The 15,762-nt window shown below is 58.4% G+C and carries 10 protein-coding genes; 3 read left to right on the forward strand and 7 right to left on the reverse strand.

Annotated features, from left to right (window positions below):
- Positions 1-51: 51 nt before the first annotated feature.
- Genes RCI_RS05620 through RCI_RS05630 form a run of 3 tightly spaced genes read right to left on the reverse strand, consistent with a single transcriptional unit; the run spans position 52 to position 3,014 of the window.
- Positions 52-498: a GtrA family protein gene (locus tag RCI_RS05620; protein ID WP_048198112.1), complete on the reverse strand. Its 447-nt coding sequence runs from the start codon at positions 496-498 to the stop codon at positions 52-54.
- 31 nt (positions 499-529) lie between these two features.
- A complete protein-coding gene (gene hisH, locus RCI_RS05625; RefSeq protein WP_012035433.1) occupies positions 530-1,129 on the reverse strand; it encodes an imidazole glycerol phosphate synthase subunit HisH in 600 nt (199 codons plus the stop codon).
- Between the two features lies 1 nt (position 1,130).
- A complete protein-coding gene (locus tag RCI_RS05630) occupies positions 1,131-3,014 on the reverse strand; it encodes a phosphoadenosine phosphosulfate reductase domain-containing protein (RefSeq protein WP_012035434.1) in 1,884 nt (627 codons plus the stop codon).
- 344 nt (positions 3,015-3,358) lie between these two features.
- Between RCI_RS05630 and RCI_RS05635 the strand changes: the two genes are divergently transcribed.
- Positions 3,359-3,889, forward strand: coding sequence for a nucleotide exchange factor GrpE (locus RCI_RS05635; RefSeq protein ID WP_012035435.1), 531 nt, complete (start codon positions 3,359-3,361; stop codon positions 3,887-3,889).
- Positions 3,890-3,906: 17 nt separating this feature from the next.
- Here the strand turns inward: RCI_RS05635 and RCI_RS05640 are convergent, their stop codons facing one another.
- Genes RCI_RS05640 through RCI_RS05655 form a run of 4 tightly spaced genes read right to left on the reverse strand, consistent with a single transcriptional unit; the run spans position 3,907 to position 13,228 of the window.
- Complete coding sequence (locus tag RCI_RS05640) at positions 3,907-9,390, reverse strand: AAA family ATPase (RefSeq protein ID WP_012035436.1); 5,484 nt, start codon at positions 9,388-9,390, stop codon at positions 3,907-3,909.
- Positions 9,387-11,045: a methylamine methyltransferase corrinoid protein reductive activase gene (locus RCI_RS05645; protein ID WP_012035437.1), complete on the reverse strand. Its 1,659-nt coding sequence runs from the start codon at positions 11,043-11,045 to the stop codon at positions 9,387-9,389. Before RCI_RS05645 ends, RCI_RS05640 begins: the two co-directional genes overlap by 4 nt.
- 43 nt (positions 11,046-11,088) lie before the next feature.
- Positions 11,089-12,462, reverse strand: a complete 1,374-nt coding sequence (locus tag RCI_RS05650) for a methyltransferase MtaB domain-containing protein (RefSeq protein ID WP_012035438.1) — start codon at positions 12,460-12,462, stop codon at positions 11,089-11,091.
- Positions 12,463-12,478: 16 nt separating this feature from the next.
- Positions 12,479-13,228 carry a cobalamin B12-binding domain-containing protein gene (locus RCI_RS05655; protein WP_012035439.1) on the reverse strand — a complete coding sequence of 250 codons (750 nt, stop codon included), beginning with the start codon at positions 13,226-13,228 and terminating at the stop codon, positions 12,479-12,481.
- A 91-nt stretch (positions 13,229-13,319) separates the two neighbouring features.
- Between RCI_RS05655 and RCI_RS05660 the strand changes: the two genes are divergently transcribed.
- Together RCI_RS05660 and thsA are read left to right on the forward strand one after the other, a co-directional pair.
- Complete coding sequence (locus tag RCI_RS05660; RefSeq protein WP_148266539.1) at positions 13,320-13,631, forward strand: protease inhibitor I42 family protein; 312 nt, start codon at positions 13,320-13,322, stop codon at positions 13,629-13,631.
- Positions 13,632-14,021: 390 nt separating this feature from the next.
- Positions 14,022-15,668: a thermosome subunit alpha gene (gene thsA / locus RCI_RS05665; RefSeq protein WP_012035441.1), complete on the forward strand. Its 1,647-nt coding sequence runs from the start codon at positions 14,022-14,024 to the stop codon at positions 15,666-15,668.
- Positions 15,669-15,762: the final 94 nt, after the last annotated feature.

Here is a 15,762-nt window from a genome sequence, read left to right on the forward strand (position 1 = left end):
CGTCAATGGCGAAGGAACCGGTATACGGCCATCTGGGCTGGAACGAAAAAATTATTTGAATATCTTAAACGTCACCGACTTGTTGATCGTAAAAGCGTAGATGAAGCCGATGAAGGCTACAATGACGTTGGCGATCATGACGTAGAGAGTCGCGTCGTTCTGGAAGATGAACTGGACCAGAACGAATAGCAGGGCTACCGTTAAAGCCATCTGAGAGTATGCTACCAGCGCGAAAGACGCCAGCTGATGGTGGTATTTCTCATAGGTGTTCCTGAACGTGAAGGTCTTGTTAAGGTAGAAGCTCACGCCCATGCCAACGTGATAGGAAATGATCTTCGCGATGATGTAGAAGAGGCCGACATAGTGATCCAGTGCGAACAGTATCGCCATGTCGACGAGCGTGGCAAGCACGCCCACCATCAGCGACTTTACCAGCTTCCGGTAGTCGGGGTAGAATCTCGAAATGGCGATCTCTGCCTGTAATAATATGTCCTTCACTAACACACCTGCACTACATTTTTGGCCAGAGTTAAATCATCTCTGCGAAATTTTTAAGCATCCTTAGTCCGACAGGGCCGCTTTTCTCCGGGTGGAACTGGGTGCCTACGGCGTTGCCGGCATCGTTGGAGACGATGGCTGTAAAGGCCCCTCCATAGTCCGCTGATGCCACGGTACAGGGGCTTACTTCAGCCCTGTACGAGTGGACAAAATAGACGTAGCTGCCAGTCTCGATGCCCTTGAGCAGCGGATGCTCCCGCTCTACGGACAGCGAATTCCAGCCCATGTGGGGGACTTTCAGGCCTCCCGCAAACCGGGATACCGTGCCGGGGACAATCTTGAGTCCCTCGTGCCGGCCGTTCTCTTCGCTGGCCTCGTAGAACATCTGCATGCCGAGGCAGATGCCGAGCAGAGGCACTCCGGCATCGACGCGCTCCAGGATGACCTTTTTTAACGGCTCGACCTGGCGCATGCAGGCTTCGAAAGCTCCGACCCCGGGGAGGACGAGCGCGTCCGCAGCCTCGATCTCTGCGGGATCGCCGGTGATCCTGCCCGGCGTCCCGACGAAGGCGAGGCCTCTTGCCACGCTGTTCAGGTTGCCTGCACCATAGTCGATTATCGCGATCTTCACTTTACTGTCCTCCGCTTCTCCTGAATTTGACGAGGGGGCAGATGGAGATACATTCACCACATGCGTTGCATGCCTCGCTGATGCTAGCTTTGTGGTTCTCCTTAGTTATAGCGTTTATGGGGCATGCGCCCACGCACACCCCGCAGCCGGTGCACAGCATGCCTCTCCTGATGGCATTTTCGGCCAGCCGGATGGTCTCTCCCACTGCTGCTTCGTCCTTGCCCCTGGCCACTACAGTGCCGGTGGCGAAGACCTGTACGCTCCCCTCTGCGGAAGGAATGAAGAGGACTCCGTCTATGGTCTTGATCTCGCCCAGCGGCCTGAGCATGACTTCGAGCCTCTCCAGATCCAGCGGGGCGTCGAAGCTGCCCTCGGCGCTCACGGAGCCGTCCTTGCACGGGCGATGGCCGCAGACGACGTTGAACTCCAGGGCTTCCACCTTACCCTCAGGTGTAGTAGTCGTGATACCCAGAGCCTTGCGGATCTCCTCCCATTGCGGGGGCAGGCGCTTCCACCGCCAGAGGCCGTAGGTCACGTAGCCGGGGGACAGCCCTACCTTTTTACAGTAGTCCAGCAGGAAAGCCTCCCACTGCTGCCACATTTCGGGGTGCTGCTGCCGGACGTATTCATAGTCGGCCAGGCTGGCGCTCGGGCACAGCCAGCACCCGATCCGGTCGAAGCCCCGCTCGTATAACGGATTGTAGGGCGCTTTCTCCCGGAACAGGTAGAGCCAGATGTGCAGGGCGGTCCAGTTCTGGATGGGCGACGCGCTGATCTGGTTGCCCACCCATGGGTTTTGCCAGACCCGCAGGCTCTTCGCCCGGACCTCGGACTCGTACCGGCGCTGGCCAATGAAGGAAAGGCAGCCCTCAGGGTAGCTGTTCTCAATCAGGTCGGTGATCGGGCCGAGCTTGCAGACCTTGCAGCACCAGCGTGCCTCAACCGACGGAGGCCCGAACTTGGGGGCCGCTGCCCAGAAGGACTCAGCCTCGGCCACCTTCAGCTTCAGCTGGTACTTCTCTGCCACCTCGTGCACGTTGGCCGTGGTCTCAGGGAACTCCAGCCCTGTATTGATGTACATCACATCGAAGTCCGGCAGGGCTTTCCTCACGATCAGCAGCGTGGCCAGGCTGTCCTTGCCGCCGGAGTACGAGACAGTGACGGGCAGGTTCTTCTCTGCAGCCACCCTCTTCGCGAAGCTGATGCCTTCGCTCTCGAAGCCGTCGATATAGTTTGCGTTAGCGGCTATCGCATCGTCCCAGGTCTGGCCCCCGGCCGGGACGGCGTGGTCATCGTAGCCGTTCCACCGGGTCTTGACCGCCACACCCTTTTTCCTGGCCTTCATGTCGGCGCCCGTCATCTTGGCCCTGCCCATAGCCACCGGCCTGCCGTTGACCAGTACTATGACCTCGTCGTCGATCTGGATAGACTCGTCACAGCCGACCACCCCGGGGCCAAGCATGTTGGAGCTGCCAAGCAGGGGCTTTTCCGCCCCTTTGTCGGCGATCACGAAGCCCTTGGTCAGCTTCATCTGTTTAGCCGCATAGGGCCTGGGCATGAAAATCCACCTGAGCCTGACCGGGTCGAACCTGACGGCGCCGAACATCCGGCCGTCCACGTAGATCTCGTCGAGCCGGTCCTCGTACGGAGCCTTGTTGAGCACGACAACTTTATCCTGGATCATGCCTTCGTGGCCGAAGCCATCGGCGATCGCCCGGTTTATGAGATCGACGTCGAAGGGGAAGGCCGGCCTGATGTCGCCGGGCGGCGTGACCTCTACCCGTCGCGTCTCGTTCCCGCACTTCGCGCACCTTTTGCCGAGCACGGGCACGTTGCAGGCGTCACACCAGAACAGCGTCAGCTTTCCAAGATAAACGTGGCTCATCGCGGAAAAAATGGAGGCTGCATCCTATAAAGACTTTTACATGGGCGGTCAGACGTCACGCAGACATGTGCGCGGTAACAGCTGCCTGCGTATACATTGCGAGTGAGAAGCGCCCGGTATTTGATGTTGTACAACAAAATTTATTTATCGTTTTTGACGAACTTGTTACAGTCGTATATTAAAATATTTCAGATATCACGTAGTATTAGCATTGCCATTTAAACTGAATACTGGCATCAGCGGCTTTGACCCTGTTCATCGAACTTCCGGACTGACGGGACATGGTGATAAGTGCTGAGCAAATGGTGGAAAATAGGTATGCTGGTAGCGGTGGATGAGGAACAATGATGAACGATAGAGCAGCACGATCAGTAGCCCCGCAGGGAAAAGACACACCTGCCGGCCTGTCGAGTCTGGAAGAAAGGTACGCACAGGAGCTCATGACCAGGACACAAGGCTTCAGAGACGTGCTTTTGAGTTATATGAAAGAGGTACAAAAAGAAAGGATCAGCATGGCCAACAACCTGGAGGTACAGCTACTCAGCTTGATAGAGGTCTGCGACGGCCTTTCTGGTTACATCCGGCAGTATGAAGGTAAAAACGTAGAAGGGTTCGGATGGATAGTGACCGTTTATTCCAGCCTGCTGCAGAGGCTTGAGCAGGCAGGGGTAGCAAAGATACCGATCGAAAAGGGCGAGCCCTTTGACGATATCAGGCACGAGATCATCAATCTCGCGGACCGTCCCCCCAAAATTCTCGTAAGGCCGACTGTCCGGTACGTGGCGATGCCGGGATATTACCTGAAAAACAAAGTGTTGCGCAAGGCTCGAGTGGAAGTAGACTGGGCACCCAGGCCGGGAGTATCCGGGCGGTGAGGCCGGTAAGGTTCGCTTCAGCCCGGCAGGGCAGTACCGGGCTGCTCCGAAGCTGCGACGGCAGGCAGCATGATCACGAACCTGCAGCCTTTTGTGTGCTCCCCGGCCACGCAGTCTTCCAGCCAGACTTTGCCGCCGTAGTCTTCGACCAGCACTTTCACCAGGTATAGGCCGAGGCCTTTGCCGCTGGTGCGGGTTTTTCCTTTCTGGAACCTGCTGAAGAGCCTCACCTTTAGCTCGTCGGGGATGCCCGGGCCATTGTCCTCTACTGACACGTAACAGTAGGGTTTCCCGTCGACCACCTCTTTTTTCAGCGTGATGGAGATGATCAGCTTGCCGAGAGAGTGCTTGATGGCGTTGCCGATGATGTTGGAGAAGACGTCGGTGAGCAGCTCGTTGGCCATCACGATGCACTTGCACCCGGTGTAGTTGATCTTTATATCTCTGCCGACGAGGTTCGAGTAGGTCGAGACCAGTTCCCTGATCACCTGGTCGACGTCGGTTTCGTAGTGCCTGACGCCGCCCTCAATTACTCGCTGCAGCTTCCGAACATTCTCTATCAGCCTCGTGCTGCTTTGCAGTGCTTCCAGCGGCTTGGAGATTAGTTCCCTGCTGCTCCTGTCAAGGTCCATGGTGCTCAGGGCGAACTCCAGGAAGCCGATGCCGATCTGGTTCAGGTTCGTGATGTCGTGGCTCATCAGGTCCAGGTACATCTCGACCTGTGCTTTGGCCGCTTTCAGCCCTTCCTCCGCCCGCTTGCGATCCGTGACGTCGATCAGGATGCCCAGGCCGGCTGGCTGACCCTGGTACTGGAACTGTGTGACGGAGACATCGATCCACCTCGTTTCACCGTCTTTCCGGACCATCGGATACTCGTCGTGGGTGGGTACGGCCTCGCCATTCAGCCGGCACTTCACCCGCTCCCTGACCTTTTCCCGGAACTCGGGGTGGACGATCTCTGCGATATCCATGGACAGCAACTCTTCGACGCTGTAGCCCAGGAGCTTCTCAGTAGCCGGGTTTGCGTAGAGGATTTTCTGGCGGTAGACAAGGATGCCGGCAGAGCTGGTCTCGGCCAGCGTCCTGAACCTGGATTCGCTCTCCCGCAGCGCATCGTAGACGTGAGCGTTCTCGATGGAGATGGCGGCCTGGTAAGCCAGTGCTTTTAAAAGCTCGAGGTTCTCAGGGGTAAACACGTTTGTGGCCAGGTTATTCTCGAGGTACAGAATGCCCGACAGGGCATCGTGGTGGACGATAGGAAGACAGAGCATAGACCTGGTACGATGCTCCGAGATATACGGGTCCGACCCGTAGATGCTGTCGTGGCACGCGTCGTTGAGCATGACTGGCGTCTTCGTCCTCGCCACGTAGTTGACTACGGAGACGGGGACCTCCCCGCTCTCCTCGATCGGCAGTCCCGGGAGAGTCTCGACCTGCGGGCGACCGATGACGCCTCGTGCCTGCACGAACAGCGAAGCGTTTCTTACCATCATCAGGATGCCCTTCTGGGCACCCGCATTCTCTATGGCGATGCTCGTGAGCCGGTTCAGCAGCTGCTCGAGGCGGATCTCCTGGGAGAGAGTGCGAGATGCTGCGATAATCGCCGCAGCGTCCAGCGAAGCGGCGCGTTCCCGGACGAGCAGGTACTTGTACTGTGCTTTGAGGTTCTCAGCCTTGCGTGAAGCGCCCCATATGCGATAGCAGTCGGTGGCATTGCGAAGGCTGACCCCTGCGAGATCGTCCCGGCCCAGAGACAGGTAAAATTTGGCTTCCAGCTCGTAGGCCAGCGCTTCTTCGCTTACGAAGCCGTTTTCCCGGGTGGCCCTGATCGCATGACTGTACAGGGCTACTGCCTGGCCTATCTCGCCGGTCGCGCGGGCTAATTCGGCTTCTACTAAATCACACTTATGACTGAAGTTCAGGGGCGAATGGCTGGCCCGGCTATTCAGGTCAGCGAGGACCGATTTCGCCTTCTCGAGAAGCCATATTTTCTCGTGCTCCGCGGCGTTCGGGTAGTACGCCAGCAGTGCCAGCGCATAATAGAAGAGAAAATCGGCGTAGTACAGGTAACCTTCGCCGGATTTTTCATATTCCGCACAGGATGCGGCGGACTCGATCGCGCCCCTGTAGTCGCCGAACAGGTATTGTAGCCGGATTTTACAGTACAGGGTGCAGAAGGCGGGGAAATAATTCTTTTCCATTCTCCACCGGACAAGGGCGGTGGTCTCGTCCAGAAGCCTGCCATGTAGATGCCGTGGATCGGCGGCCTCGCCGGCCAGGTTAAGCGCAGCCTGTCCCCATATCCGGGCCAGATCGCCGTGCAACTCCAGCCTCAGCCGATCCATGGTATCCAGGCATGTAATCGCGCTCCTGCGGATCTCGTCGACCTGTCCGCCAGTGCAAAAGAGATAGCCGCTGTAGTGAACCGCGCTGGCAAAAGCGTATTCGAGGTCGCCGGTTTCCATGCCGGCCTGAGAGACTTCTTTCAGTGTCTTAAGCGAGTCCCGGGCATCCTCTTTCCAGGGCCTCACGAACACGTTGAAGAGGAAGTTGATCTTCGCCTCATGCTCCCTTGCCTTGTACAGCCTCTGCAGTTTCAGGGAAAGCTGTCCGAACCGGTAGCCGGTTTCGACGTCCCCGTACGGCCCGCATAGCAGCACTGCATACCAGCCGTATGCGAAGGCCGACATGGGCGAGTTACCGTGCTTCACAGAGATGAGGACCATCATCGAGATGAGCGCCGTGAGCAGGGTATAATTCATCCTGTACGCAGGCGCGGCTAGGCTCATCATCACCCTCATCAGCGTCAGCTGCCGGGCTTCTGTCATTGCGGGCAGGTAGGCAAGGTCCTCCACCCGCGGGATTTTCCTGGCAAGTTCCTGGCGTAGCTGCGCTGAGTACTCCTGAAGCGCTCCAGGCTCCCGGGGGAGCTGTACCCCCAGCAGGTCGAGCGCTTCCAGCCCCGCCTGGATAGCTTCCTCGTCCTGCCGTTGCGTCGCGTAGAAAATGACATGCAGCTCGTACACCCGCCCCCGGACCAGCACGTCGTCCGTGTGCTGCAGTACCTCGCTGGACAGCAGTTCAGCCCTTTCGAAGTTCAGGCTGAGGTATTCTGCTTCGATGGCCTCCATGTACAGGTTAAGTGTCAGGTTGTGATACCTCTCCCACTTATCCGGAGGCAGCATCCCTATGCCCATGCTGAAGTACCAGATGGCTGCCTGATAAGCCGCCTCCCGCTTCGCCTTCTGCCCGGCGGAAAGATTTAGCTCGACCAGCCGGAGCCGCTCAGCTGCGCTATCCAGGTACTGGAAGCCCTCGTTGAGGTGGCTGACCAGGGTGAAGATCATATCTTCAAGCTCTGTTTCAGAGGTACTCTGCAGGAGCATCCGGCCCAGCTTCACATGCACGAGCTTTCGCTGCCGCCGGGGAAGTAAAGAGAGGGAAGCTTTCCTGACCCGGTCGTGCAGGAACTCGAACCGGCTCTCGTTTGCCTGCAGAGTCTCGCCCAGATCCGGGGAGATCGGTTCCCCGACAGGCAGGATCAGCCCTTCTTCGACCGCCGGCCAGAGGTGATCTTCGACTTCCTGGTCCGGCATCTCAGCTGCCGCTGCCAGTGTCCAGGTATCGAACTGGTTTCCGATGCATGCGGCCAGCGATAGCAGGTGTCTCGTTTTCTCGGGCAGCCGCTCGATCTTTTGCATCGCCAGCCTGACCACGTTATCAGTGATCCCCATGTGCTGAATGTGATCGACGTCCCATTCCCACTGACGCAGGTCGTAGTTGAAGGTGAGGTGGCCGGCTTCATACAGCGACTGGAGGAACTGTACAGCGAACAGCGGGTTACCCCCGGTCTTCTCGAAGATCAGGTTGGACAGAGGGCGGGAGAATGAGGGATCGCAGCGAAGCGTATCAGAGACTATCTGGTTGAGCGCATCCGGCGACAGGTTTTCCAGCTGGATAAACCGGATATGAGCCTGACTTCGTCTCAGCTCATCTATCGCCATGGACAGGAGGTGTCCGGGGCCCGTCTCAGTATTCCTGTACGCGCCGATAAACAGCAGGTACGGGTAGTCCTGTCCTGCCATCAGCGGCCTGAGCAGGTTCACCGTCGCGGGGTCGGCCCACTGCAGGTTGTCGATGAAGAGGACGAGCGGATGCCCTTTTCCCGCTATCGATCTGACGAAGCTCAGGAAGACGAGCCTGAAGCGGTTCTGCGCTTCGGTGGGCCCGAGGTCCGGAACCGGGGGCTGCCGGCCGATGATGAGTTCCAGCCGGGGGATCATGCTGACCAGCAAGCCTCCGCTGGTTCCGACTGCCTGTAAAATTTTCGCCTTCCAGTTAGCTACGCTCTCCACGCTCTCGGTGAGTATCTGGTCGACCAGTTCGGTGAAAGCCTGGATCAGGGCATAATGTGGGGAGTTTTTCTGGTACTCGTCCGGCTTGCCGGTGATAAAATAGCCACCGGCTTTTCCGGCAAACCGCTGCACGTCGCTGACCAGCATGGTCTTGCCCACTCCGGGAGGGCCGGTAATCAGCACAGCCTCGGAGCCACCCTCCGCAGCATCCTCTATCGCTTTGAGGAGCTCGACGGTCTCAGGTTCCCGGCCGTACAGCTTGCCGGGCAGCTGGAAGACTCCGGGCAGGTCTTCGAGGCCCGGCTGGAACGGCTCGACCCTGCCGGAGGACCGCAGCCGGCTCAAGGCCTTTTCCAGGTCCGCCATCAGGCCGTACGCTGACTGGTACCGATCTTCAGGGCTCTTGGCCAGCAGCTTCATCACGATGGCAGAAACCGCCTCGGACACCAGCGGATTGACCTCGTGCGGAGGCACCGGGTTTCTGGCCAGGATCTGGTGGGTGAGTTCTGAGCGGGAAGCCGCATAGAAGGGCAGCCTCCCGGCAAACATTTCGTAGAGTATGACGCCTGCCGAATAAAGATCGCTGCGATAGTCGATAGGGAGATTTATCCTTCCCGTCTGCTCGGGCGAAATATACTCCAGCGGACCTTCGAACATGTCGAGGCTCTCCCGCCTGACGACCCTGCCGCCGGCCACTGCCATGTCCAGGTCAATGATTGTGGCCTGCATATCTTTGTCAATGATAACATTGCTGCTGGTGAGGTTTCTGTGCAGTATTTTGTGGCGGTGCAGCTGATCCAGTGCGACGGCCAGGGACAAGGCTATCCTGAGCATGTTCTCGAGACTCAGTCGTTCCCGGAAGACCTCAGAGGCCGCCCTGCCTTCGACGTACTCAAGGACAATTGCCGGGCTGCCATCGATCGTCAGGTACTCCCAGGCTTTTCTGACGCCCGGCAGATCCAGTCCTTTCGCTATCTCGTACTCTACGTCAAGCCGCCCGGTCCCGCCATGGGCAGCATATCCGGGCTGAAGTACCTTGATTACTACGGGGCCGCCGTACTCCGACTCTTCCAGGAGGTACACCAGAGTGCTGTTGCCCTCATAGAGTAGCGGAAGTGATGAGAGGTCTTCGCGGGTTACAATCATGATGAGCCCCCCTCAGGCAGGAGGCTGCTGAAAAACTGGCGGACCTTGAAGACCCTTTCAGGGCATATGCGCTCACATCGCCTGCAAGCCATGCCCTTGCACCGGGAAGGATCGATCGCTACGACAGGAGGCTCGCTCTTCAGGGCAGAGAGCGCTTTTCCGGGACATCCTGAGACACACTGCCAGCAGGCTGTACACCCCTCGAACTGCGCATCGGCGGAACTACCGAAATCGTGCAGCGTAGTCAGGCCCATAATGCCGGTATCCTCGATGTCCTTTTTCACGAGATGCAGAACCTCTGGCGTCCCTGCCACAGGCGGCAGATCTGGCAGGCCATACCGCTTCAGCAGGGACCTGTGAAGGTGGGCCGGCATGCCCTCGGTCCAGTACGAAAGTTCCAGCACGTAGGCCTTTTTGAAGACGGCCGACAGGGCGAACATACAGTGGTATCTTTTCAGCTTCCGGGCAAGCTCTGACATCTCCCCGAGCTTCGCCGGGTCTGATACCAGGTCCCGGGCCATTGCCAGAGAGGTATTGCCGACATGGCACACTTTGCTCACCCTCGGCGGGATCAGCCCCAGTTTCTGCGCTTTCAGGGCATCCATATAAGTGCCGGCCGATCCTGACATGTACACAGTATCGATATCCTGAATGGCAATGCCCGCACGCTTGCATAGCGCTATGTACCCTGCCCTGATTGCGCCCATCGCCTTACCGGCCTCTATCAGGTCTGCTTCCGCCAGGTACACGTCTTCGCCGAAGTGCAACCTGCGATCGGTAGTGGTGATATGTGGAAGGCAGATCAGGCGGCACTCGATTCCCTCATAGATAGCTGCTACTGTACCAGTGCCCGTGATACCTGCGGGCCTGGGCACGCCGGAGCCGACGAAACGGCTTTCACGGAAGTCGACAACGGGCCCTGGCACAGGAGACATGCCGGCATCCAGCATCATCAGCCGGTAGAAGGGTACGTCGGTCGTTTCTTCCGGCTCCAGGTCACATATAGCGCCAGGAATGGCTATTGTGCCGCAGGTGATCTGCTGCCCTTCGAGAGCGGGCCCCGCCGCAGTTGAACCAGTATACACCACCCCGTTATGGAAGAGCGCCATCTCGGCGTTCGTCCCGTAATCGATCGCCAGGGAGGTCTCGTCACGCTCAAGCATGCCTGTTTTAATAATGAGGGCAAGCGCGTCTGCCCCGACTTCGTGGCGTACCGCCGGAGGAATGAGGATGTCGCAGTCCGGGGGGAGGAGAAGCCCGGGAAACTGCCAGGCCTTGAGAACAGCCGCTTCCCGCCGGGGAACATTCACGCCGAGCGAGTCAAGCTTTCGCTTCCCGGCATAAGCGAGATCACGTATTTCCATACCCTGGAACAAAGATAGCTGGGCGGGGTTGCCACAGACGCCGAACACGCTTACCTCGTCCAGAGGCACCCCGAGGGCTGCGATGAGACGGTTGACTGCCTCGACGATGAGCTTCCGGGCGACCTCGATGCCGGCATCTAAGGCAAAGCTGATATGATCGATCACATTGTCCCCCGGCAGCGGGTGGCATGACGTGATCACGGTGGACAGCGTTTCCCGGGACTCCAGGTTAAGGGCCTGAGCCCTGAATCCGCTCGTCCCCAGGTCAAGGGCAATAGCGAGTCTGGCCATCGGGTCACTCCGTTAAATCCATCCTTATCCATATTTATCAGTCTCATAGCTCGTAGGACGCTGGCTTGAACGCTTTGACTCTCTCGTATTTCTTCAGGCACATGTCGATGAAATCGCCTTCCCTGTCAGGGAGGGCTTCAAGCTCTTTCATGTACCCCAGCAGAGAATCCCGCTCGTAAGCGGTGAACCTGAGCCGGGCATCAGAGAGCATCAGCTGGCCGCATTTCAGCGCCGCCGCCTTCGCCCGGGAATACATGCTGTCGTTGTTCTCCACGATCGCTTTGCCGATCTCCCACGCGATGTCGGGGCAGAGGATGTAGCCGTGGGGGCTCCGGTACCGATCGGAGTTGATCATACAGGCCTGGAGTTCTTTATGGAAGCCAAGCGCGATCGAAGAGTTCATCATCGCTGCGTCGTACCCCAGCATCTCGGTGAAAACGGCGGGAGTGGTGCCGCCAAACATCTCGTGGTACTCCACCGCCTCGTTCGCCCAGAGGTCGCACACGGCGGCGGTCACGTTGCCGCACAGGCTCAGGTGCGCGCAGGCGCTGGTTTTGCCCTCGGCAGACATGGGCAGCCCGGTGATCGCCTTGATGATCGGGTTCTCGTACCCGCAGTCCTTACCAGGGCCAGTGGCGCCGCACTCGTAGGCGACGAGAGACCTGCCGGCTGCCATGGCCCGGCAGAGAGCGGCCAGCGAGTGAGGCACGTCCTTTGAGGCGAAGCCCCCGGCGAGGTACATGGCTACGTTCGCCTGAGCGCAGTCGGTATCCCCGCCGGCGATACAGCCGCGCTTCTTCGCGATGCCGACGATCTGCGGCCACAGCCATTCCATGTCCCGGCCGCCCAGCACTGCCTGAGCGAAGAGCATCCCGGTAACGTCGTTCCGGATGATGGCGTGGTCCGAAATTTCCTTGCCGCCCACTGATTCTATGGAGATTATGTCCGCGTGCTCCGCGCAGGCCTCGAACGCCTCCAGGATCAGAGAGGCCCGGTCCGACCGCCTCAGGTGGGCCACCTCGGGCTTTCTGAGGTCGGCGATGGTCGCCCGGTAGCCGGCGCTGAGGCCGTATTTATCGTAGTAATCGTCGATCTGCCCCGCCGTCTGCCTGGCGATCTCCTTTCCCCAGTCAGGGTTCTGCGTCATCTGGGACACGTGCTCGTTCTCGATGATGATGCCGGGGAAGCCCAGGAGGATGCACTGCTCCAGCGCATCGCCGTTGGCCCGCTCGAACTCCCGGAGCAGCGTCTTGAGGTTCTGCTCGCTCCCCAGCCGGGGATGCGGGACGATCTCAGGGATGACAGCACCTCCCCCGATGGCCATCCCGCACCTGACGCGGACAGGCTTCAGAGCCGAACCGAACATCATCAGATCAGGGCTCTGGTAAGCCATCGAATTCGACAGTTTAAGGCTCATGTCAGGGCCTCCCTGCTCACCCGTTCCATTTGGCCCGCATCTCCTGCCAGGTCATGCCATTCATCGCGTCTTCCGCCATCTCCGGGGCCTGGCTGGCGTCTCTCCCCCAGATCCCCAGGTCGAAGCTGGTCACGAACTCTTCAGTCACTGCACCTCCCCCGCAGACGAACGGAATGTCGAGGCCCAGTTCCCTCAGCCCTGCCGCAGTCCGGGGAAAAGCGGTCATAGTCGTGGTCATCAGGGCAGTGCCGGTCAGCATGACAGGACGCCGGAGCCTGCAAGTCTCAACGACCTGCTCCACGGGCACGTCCACGCCAAGGTTGACCACTTCGAACCCGGAGGCGTTCAGCAGCGCGTTGACGATCACCTGGCCGATGTCGTGAATGTCGCCTTCAGGCGTGTGGGTTACCACCGTGGCTTTTTTCTTGACAGGCTTGCCCAGCCGCTTCTCGCATAACGAGATTCCGGCCATCATCGCGTCGGAGGAGAGGATGACCTGGGGCAGGAAATATACGCCTTCCGCCCAGAGACGGCTGACTTCTTTCATGCCGGGGATCAGCCCGTCGTTGATGACCTTCATCGGCTCCTCGTGTTCAAGCGCCAGCTCTACGCTGGCTTCTACTCCTGCCTCGTCTCCGGCTACCAGCTGTTCGACTACCTTCTGCAGGAGGACGTCTTCGGAGACTTCGCGGGCTTTTTGCCGGGCTACTTCTATAGAGATATCGTAGCGTGAAAAGATCCCGGAGGTATCGGCAGCATACTTCATGCGGATCAGCCTGAGTTTAGTTAGTGAAAAAGTTACTCTGGCAGCATAATAAATGTATTCGAATAATAACCAGAACTATAATGTGAAATTTATGACCACTATCGCAGGATTAGGGAGCAATGGACAGGTACTGGAGATCCACCTCCGGGAACGGCTTGAAATACGCCTGCCCGAAAGCCGGATTTCCGGGTACATGTGGAAATACCATGAGCCCGGCTGTCCCCGCCTGCAACTCGAAGACTCGGACTACCGGGAGAAAGGCGAGGCCAGGTTTACAGGGCTCGGGGAGAGATGGTGGCGGTTCAACGCAATCGCCACCGGGGAATGCAGGCTGGTATTCAGCCTGATCAGGCCCTGGTCGGCGCCGTCCCAGGAATATTTCATAGTGGTCCGGGTTTCATAATGGCATACGGAAAAAGCCATGACATAGATCAGCGACGGGGAAAGAGGGATGAGAATGCTCAGGCTATGAGGACATCACTGCGCCGCCGGCGATTGGCAGACCCCATATTAGATTGACCCCCTTGCCCCACTATTATATGCTCAGAAAATTATTTATAGAAGTGTAATCTCATATTTCACTGCAATTTTCCCCGTACAGAAGGGAAAAAATCAAGTGGGCACTACATTTGTGGTCTATCAGCGATTTGCGCTTCGGAGAATCATAAATCCCTGTATGCTAACGGCTTTGGATGGCTTGTGGGCAAGACAGGCAATCGCAAATTATATATAGAATCACAAACTCATAAATGCCTGCTACATAGCTTACTTTACATTTAAGGAGGTTACACATTTGGCACAGCAACAGTCTGGTCAACCAGTGATTATTTTAAGGGAAGGCTCCACCCGGACGAGGGGCCGCGACGCCCAGGGCATGAACTTAATGGCCGCGAGGGCAGTCGCAGAGGCAGTCAGGACGACGCTCGGCCCGAAGGGCATGGACAAGATGCTCGTAGACTCTCTGGGCGACGTAGTCATCACAAACGACGGCGTCACCATCCTCAAGGAAATGGACATAGAGCACCCTGCAGCCAAGATGATCGTTGAGATCGCCAAGACCCAGGACGACGAAGTCGGCGACGGCACCACCACCGCAGTAGTCCTCGCAGGCGAACTGTTGAAGAGGTCCGAGAGCCTCCTGGACCAGGACGTCCACCCCACTGTCATCGCCTCCGGCTACAGGCAGGCAGCCAGCAAGGCAAGGGAAATCCTGAACAACCTGGCCTTCGACGTCTCGCTCAAGGACGAGGCACTCCTCAAGGAATTCGCGATCACCGCCATGACCGGCAAGGGCGCTGAAGCAGTAGGCGAGAAGCTCGCCGACATCATCGTCAGGGCCATCAAGGCAGTCGTCGACGAGAACGGCAAGGTCGACGTGGACGATGTCAAGGTCGAGAAGAAAGTCGGCGGCACCATCGGCGACTCCGAGCTCATCGAGGGCATCGTAATCGACAAGGAACGCATCCACCCGAACATGCCGAAGACCGTCAAGAACGCAAAGATCGCTCTGCTCGACACCCCGATGGAGATCGAGAAGACCGAGATCGACGCCAAGATCGAGATCACCAGCCCCGACCAGCTTCAGAGCTTCCTCGACCAGGAAGAGAAGATGCTCAAGGACATGGTTGAGAAGATCAAGAAGGTCGGCGCAAACGTCGTGTTCTGCCAGAAGGGCGTGGACGACCTCGTCCAGCACTACCTCGCCAAGAACGGCATCATGGCAGCCCGCAGAGTGAAGGAGTCCGACCTCAAGAAGCTCGCCAAGTCCACCGGCGCCAGGGTGAGCACCAGCATCGACGAGCTGAGCAAGGATGACCTGGGCACGGCAGGCCTCGTGGAAGAGCGCAAGATCGGCGACGAGAACATGATCTTCGTCGAGAAGTGCAAGAACCCCAAGGCAGTCAGCATAGTCCTCCGCGGCGGCACCGAGCACGTAGTAGACGAGCTCGACAGGGCAGTCCACGATGCTCTCCGCGTCGTAGGCGTCGTAGTACAGGACAAGAAGTACGTCGTGGGCGGAGGCGCCTGCGAGGTAGAGCTCGCGCTCCGGCTCAAGGAGTTTGCCTCTACCGTCGGTGGCAGGGAACAGCTGGCTATCGAGGCGTTCGCAGAGGCCATGGAAGTCATTCCGAGGACCCTCGCAGAGAACGCAGGCCTGGACCCGATCGACACTCTCGTCAGCCTGCGCAGCAAGCACGAAGGCAAGGGCGCCCTGAAGACCGCGGGCATCAACGTCTTCACCGGCGAAGCCGTAGACATGAAGAAGGAGAAGGTCGTAGAGCCGCTCCGCGTCAAGACCCAGGCTGTCAGCGGCGCCTCTGAGGCAGCCGTCATGATCCTGAGGATCGACGACGTCATCGCAGCCTCCAAGCTCTCCAGCGACAAGGGCGCACCGGGCATGGGCCCCGGCGGCATGGGCGAAATGGACATGGGAATGTAAGGCCAGACCTTACACCCCCACCTTTTTTCTAATTTTTTCATTGCTTCAGAATGCCCTCAGCTGGCATTCGTGGAAAAAGCCGATCAGTCTTAAG

This window comes from Methanocella arvoryzae MRE50, from assembly GCF_000063445.1.
In the GTDB taxonomy this organism is placed as follows: domain Archaea; phylum Halobacteriota; class Methanocellia; order Methanocellales; family Methanocellaceae; genus Methanocella_A; species Methanocella_A arvoryzae.

Coding starts and splice junctions, on each gene's coding strand:
- RCI_RS05645 (WP_012035437.1), bottom strand. CDS start 11,045: ATGGCCAGACTCGCTATTGCCCTTGACCTGGGGACGAGCGGATTCAGG.
- RCI_RS05650 (WP_012035438.1), bottom strand. CDS start 12,462: ATGAGCCTTAAACTGTCGAATTCGATGGCTTACCAGAGCCCTGATCTG.
- RCI_RS05635 (WP_012035435.1), top strand. CDS start 3,359: ATGATGAACGATAGAGCAGCACGATCAGTAGCCCCGCAGGGAAAAGAC.
- RCI_RS05640 (WP_012035436.1), bottom strand. CDS start 9,390: ATGATTGTAACCCGCGAAGACCTCTCATCACTTCCGCTACTCTATGAG.
- RCI_RS05655 (WP_012035439.1), bottom strand. CDS start 13,228: ATGAAGTATGCTGCCGATACCTCCGGGATCTTTTCACGCTACGATATC.
- RCI_RS05630 (WP_012035434.1), bottom strand. CDS start 3,014: ATGAGCCACGTTTATCTTGGAAAGCTGACGCTGTTCTGGTGTGACGCC.
- RCI_RS05660 (WP_148266539.1), top strand. CDS start 13,320: ATGACCACTATCGCAGGATTAGGGAGCAATGGACAGGTACTGGAGATC.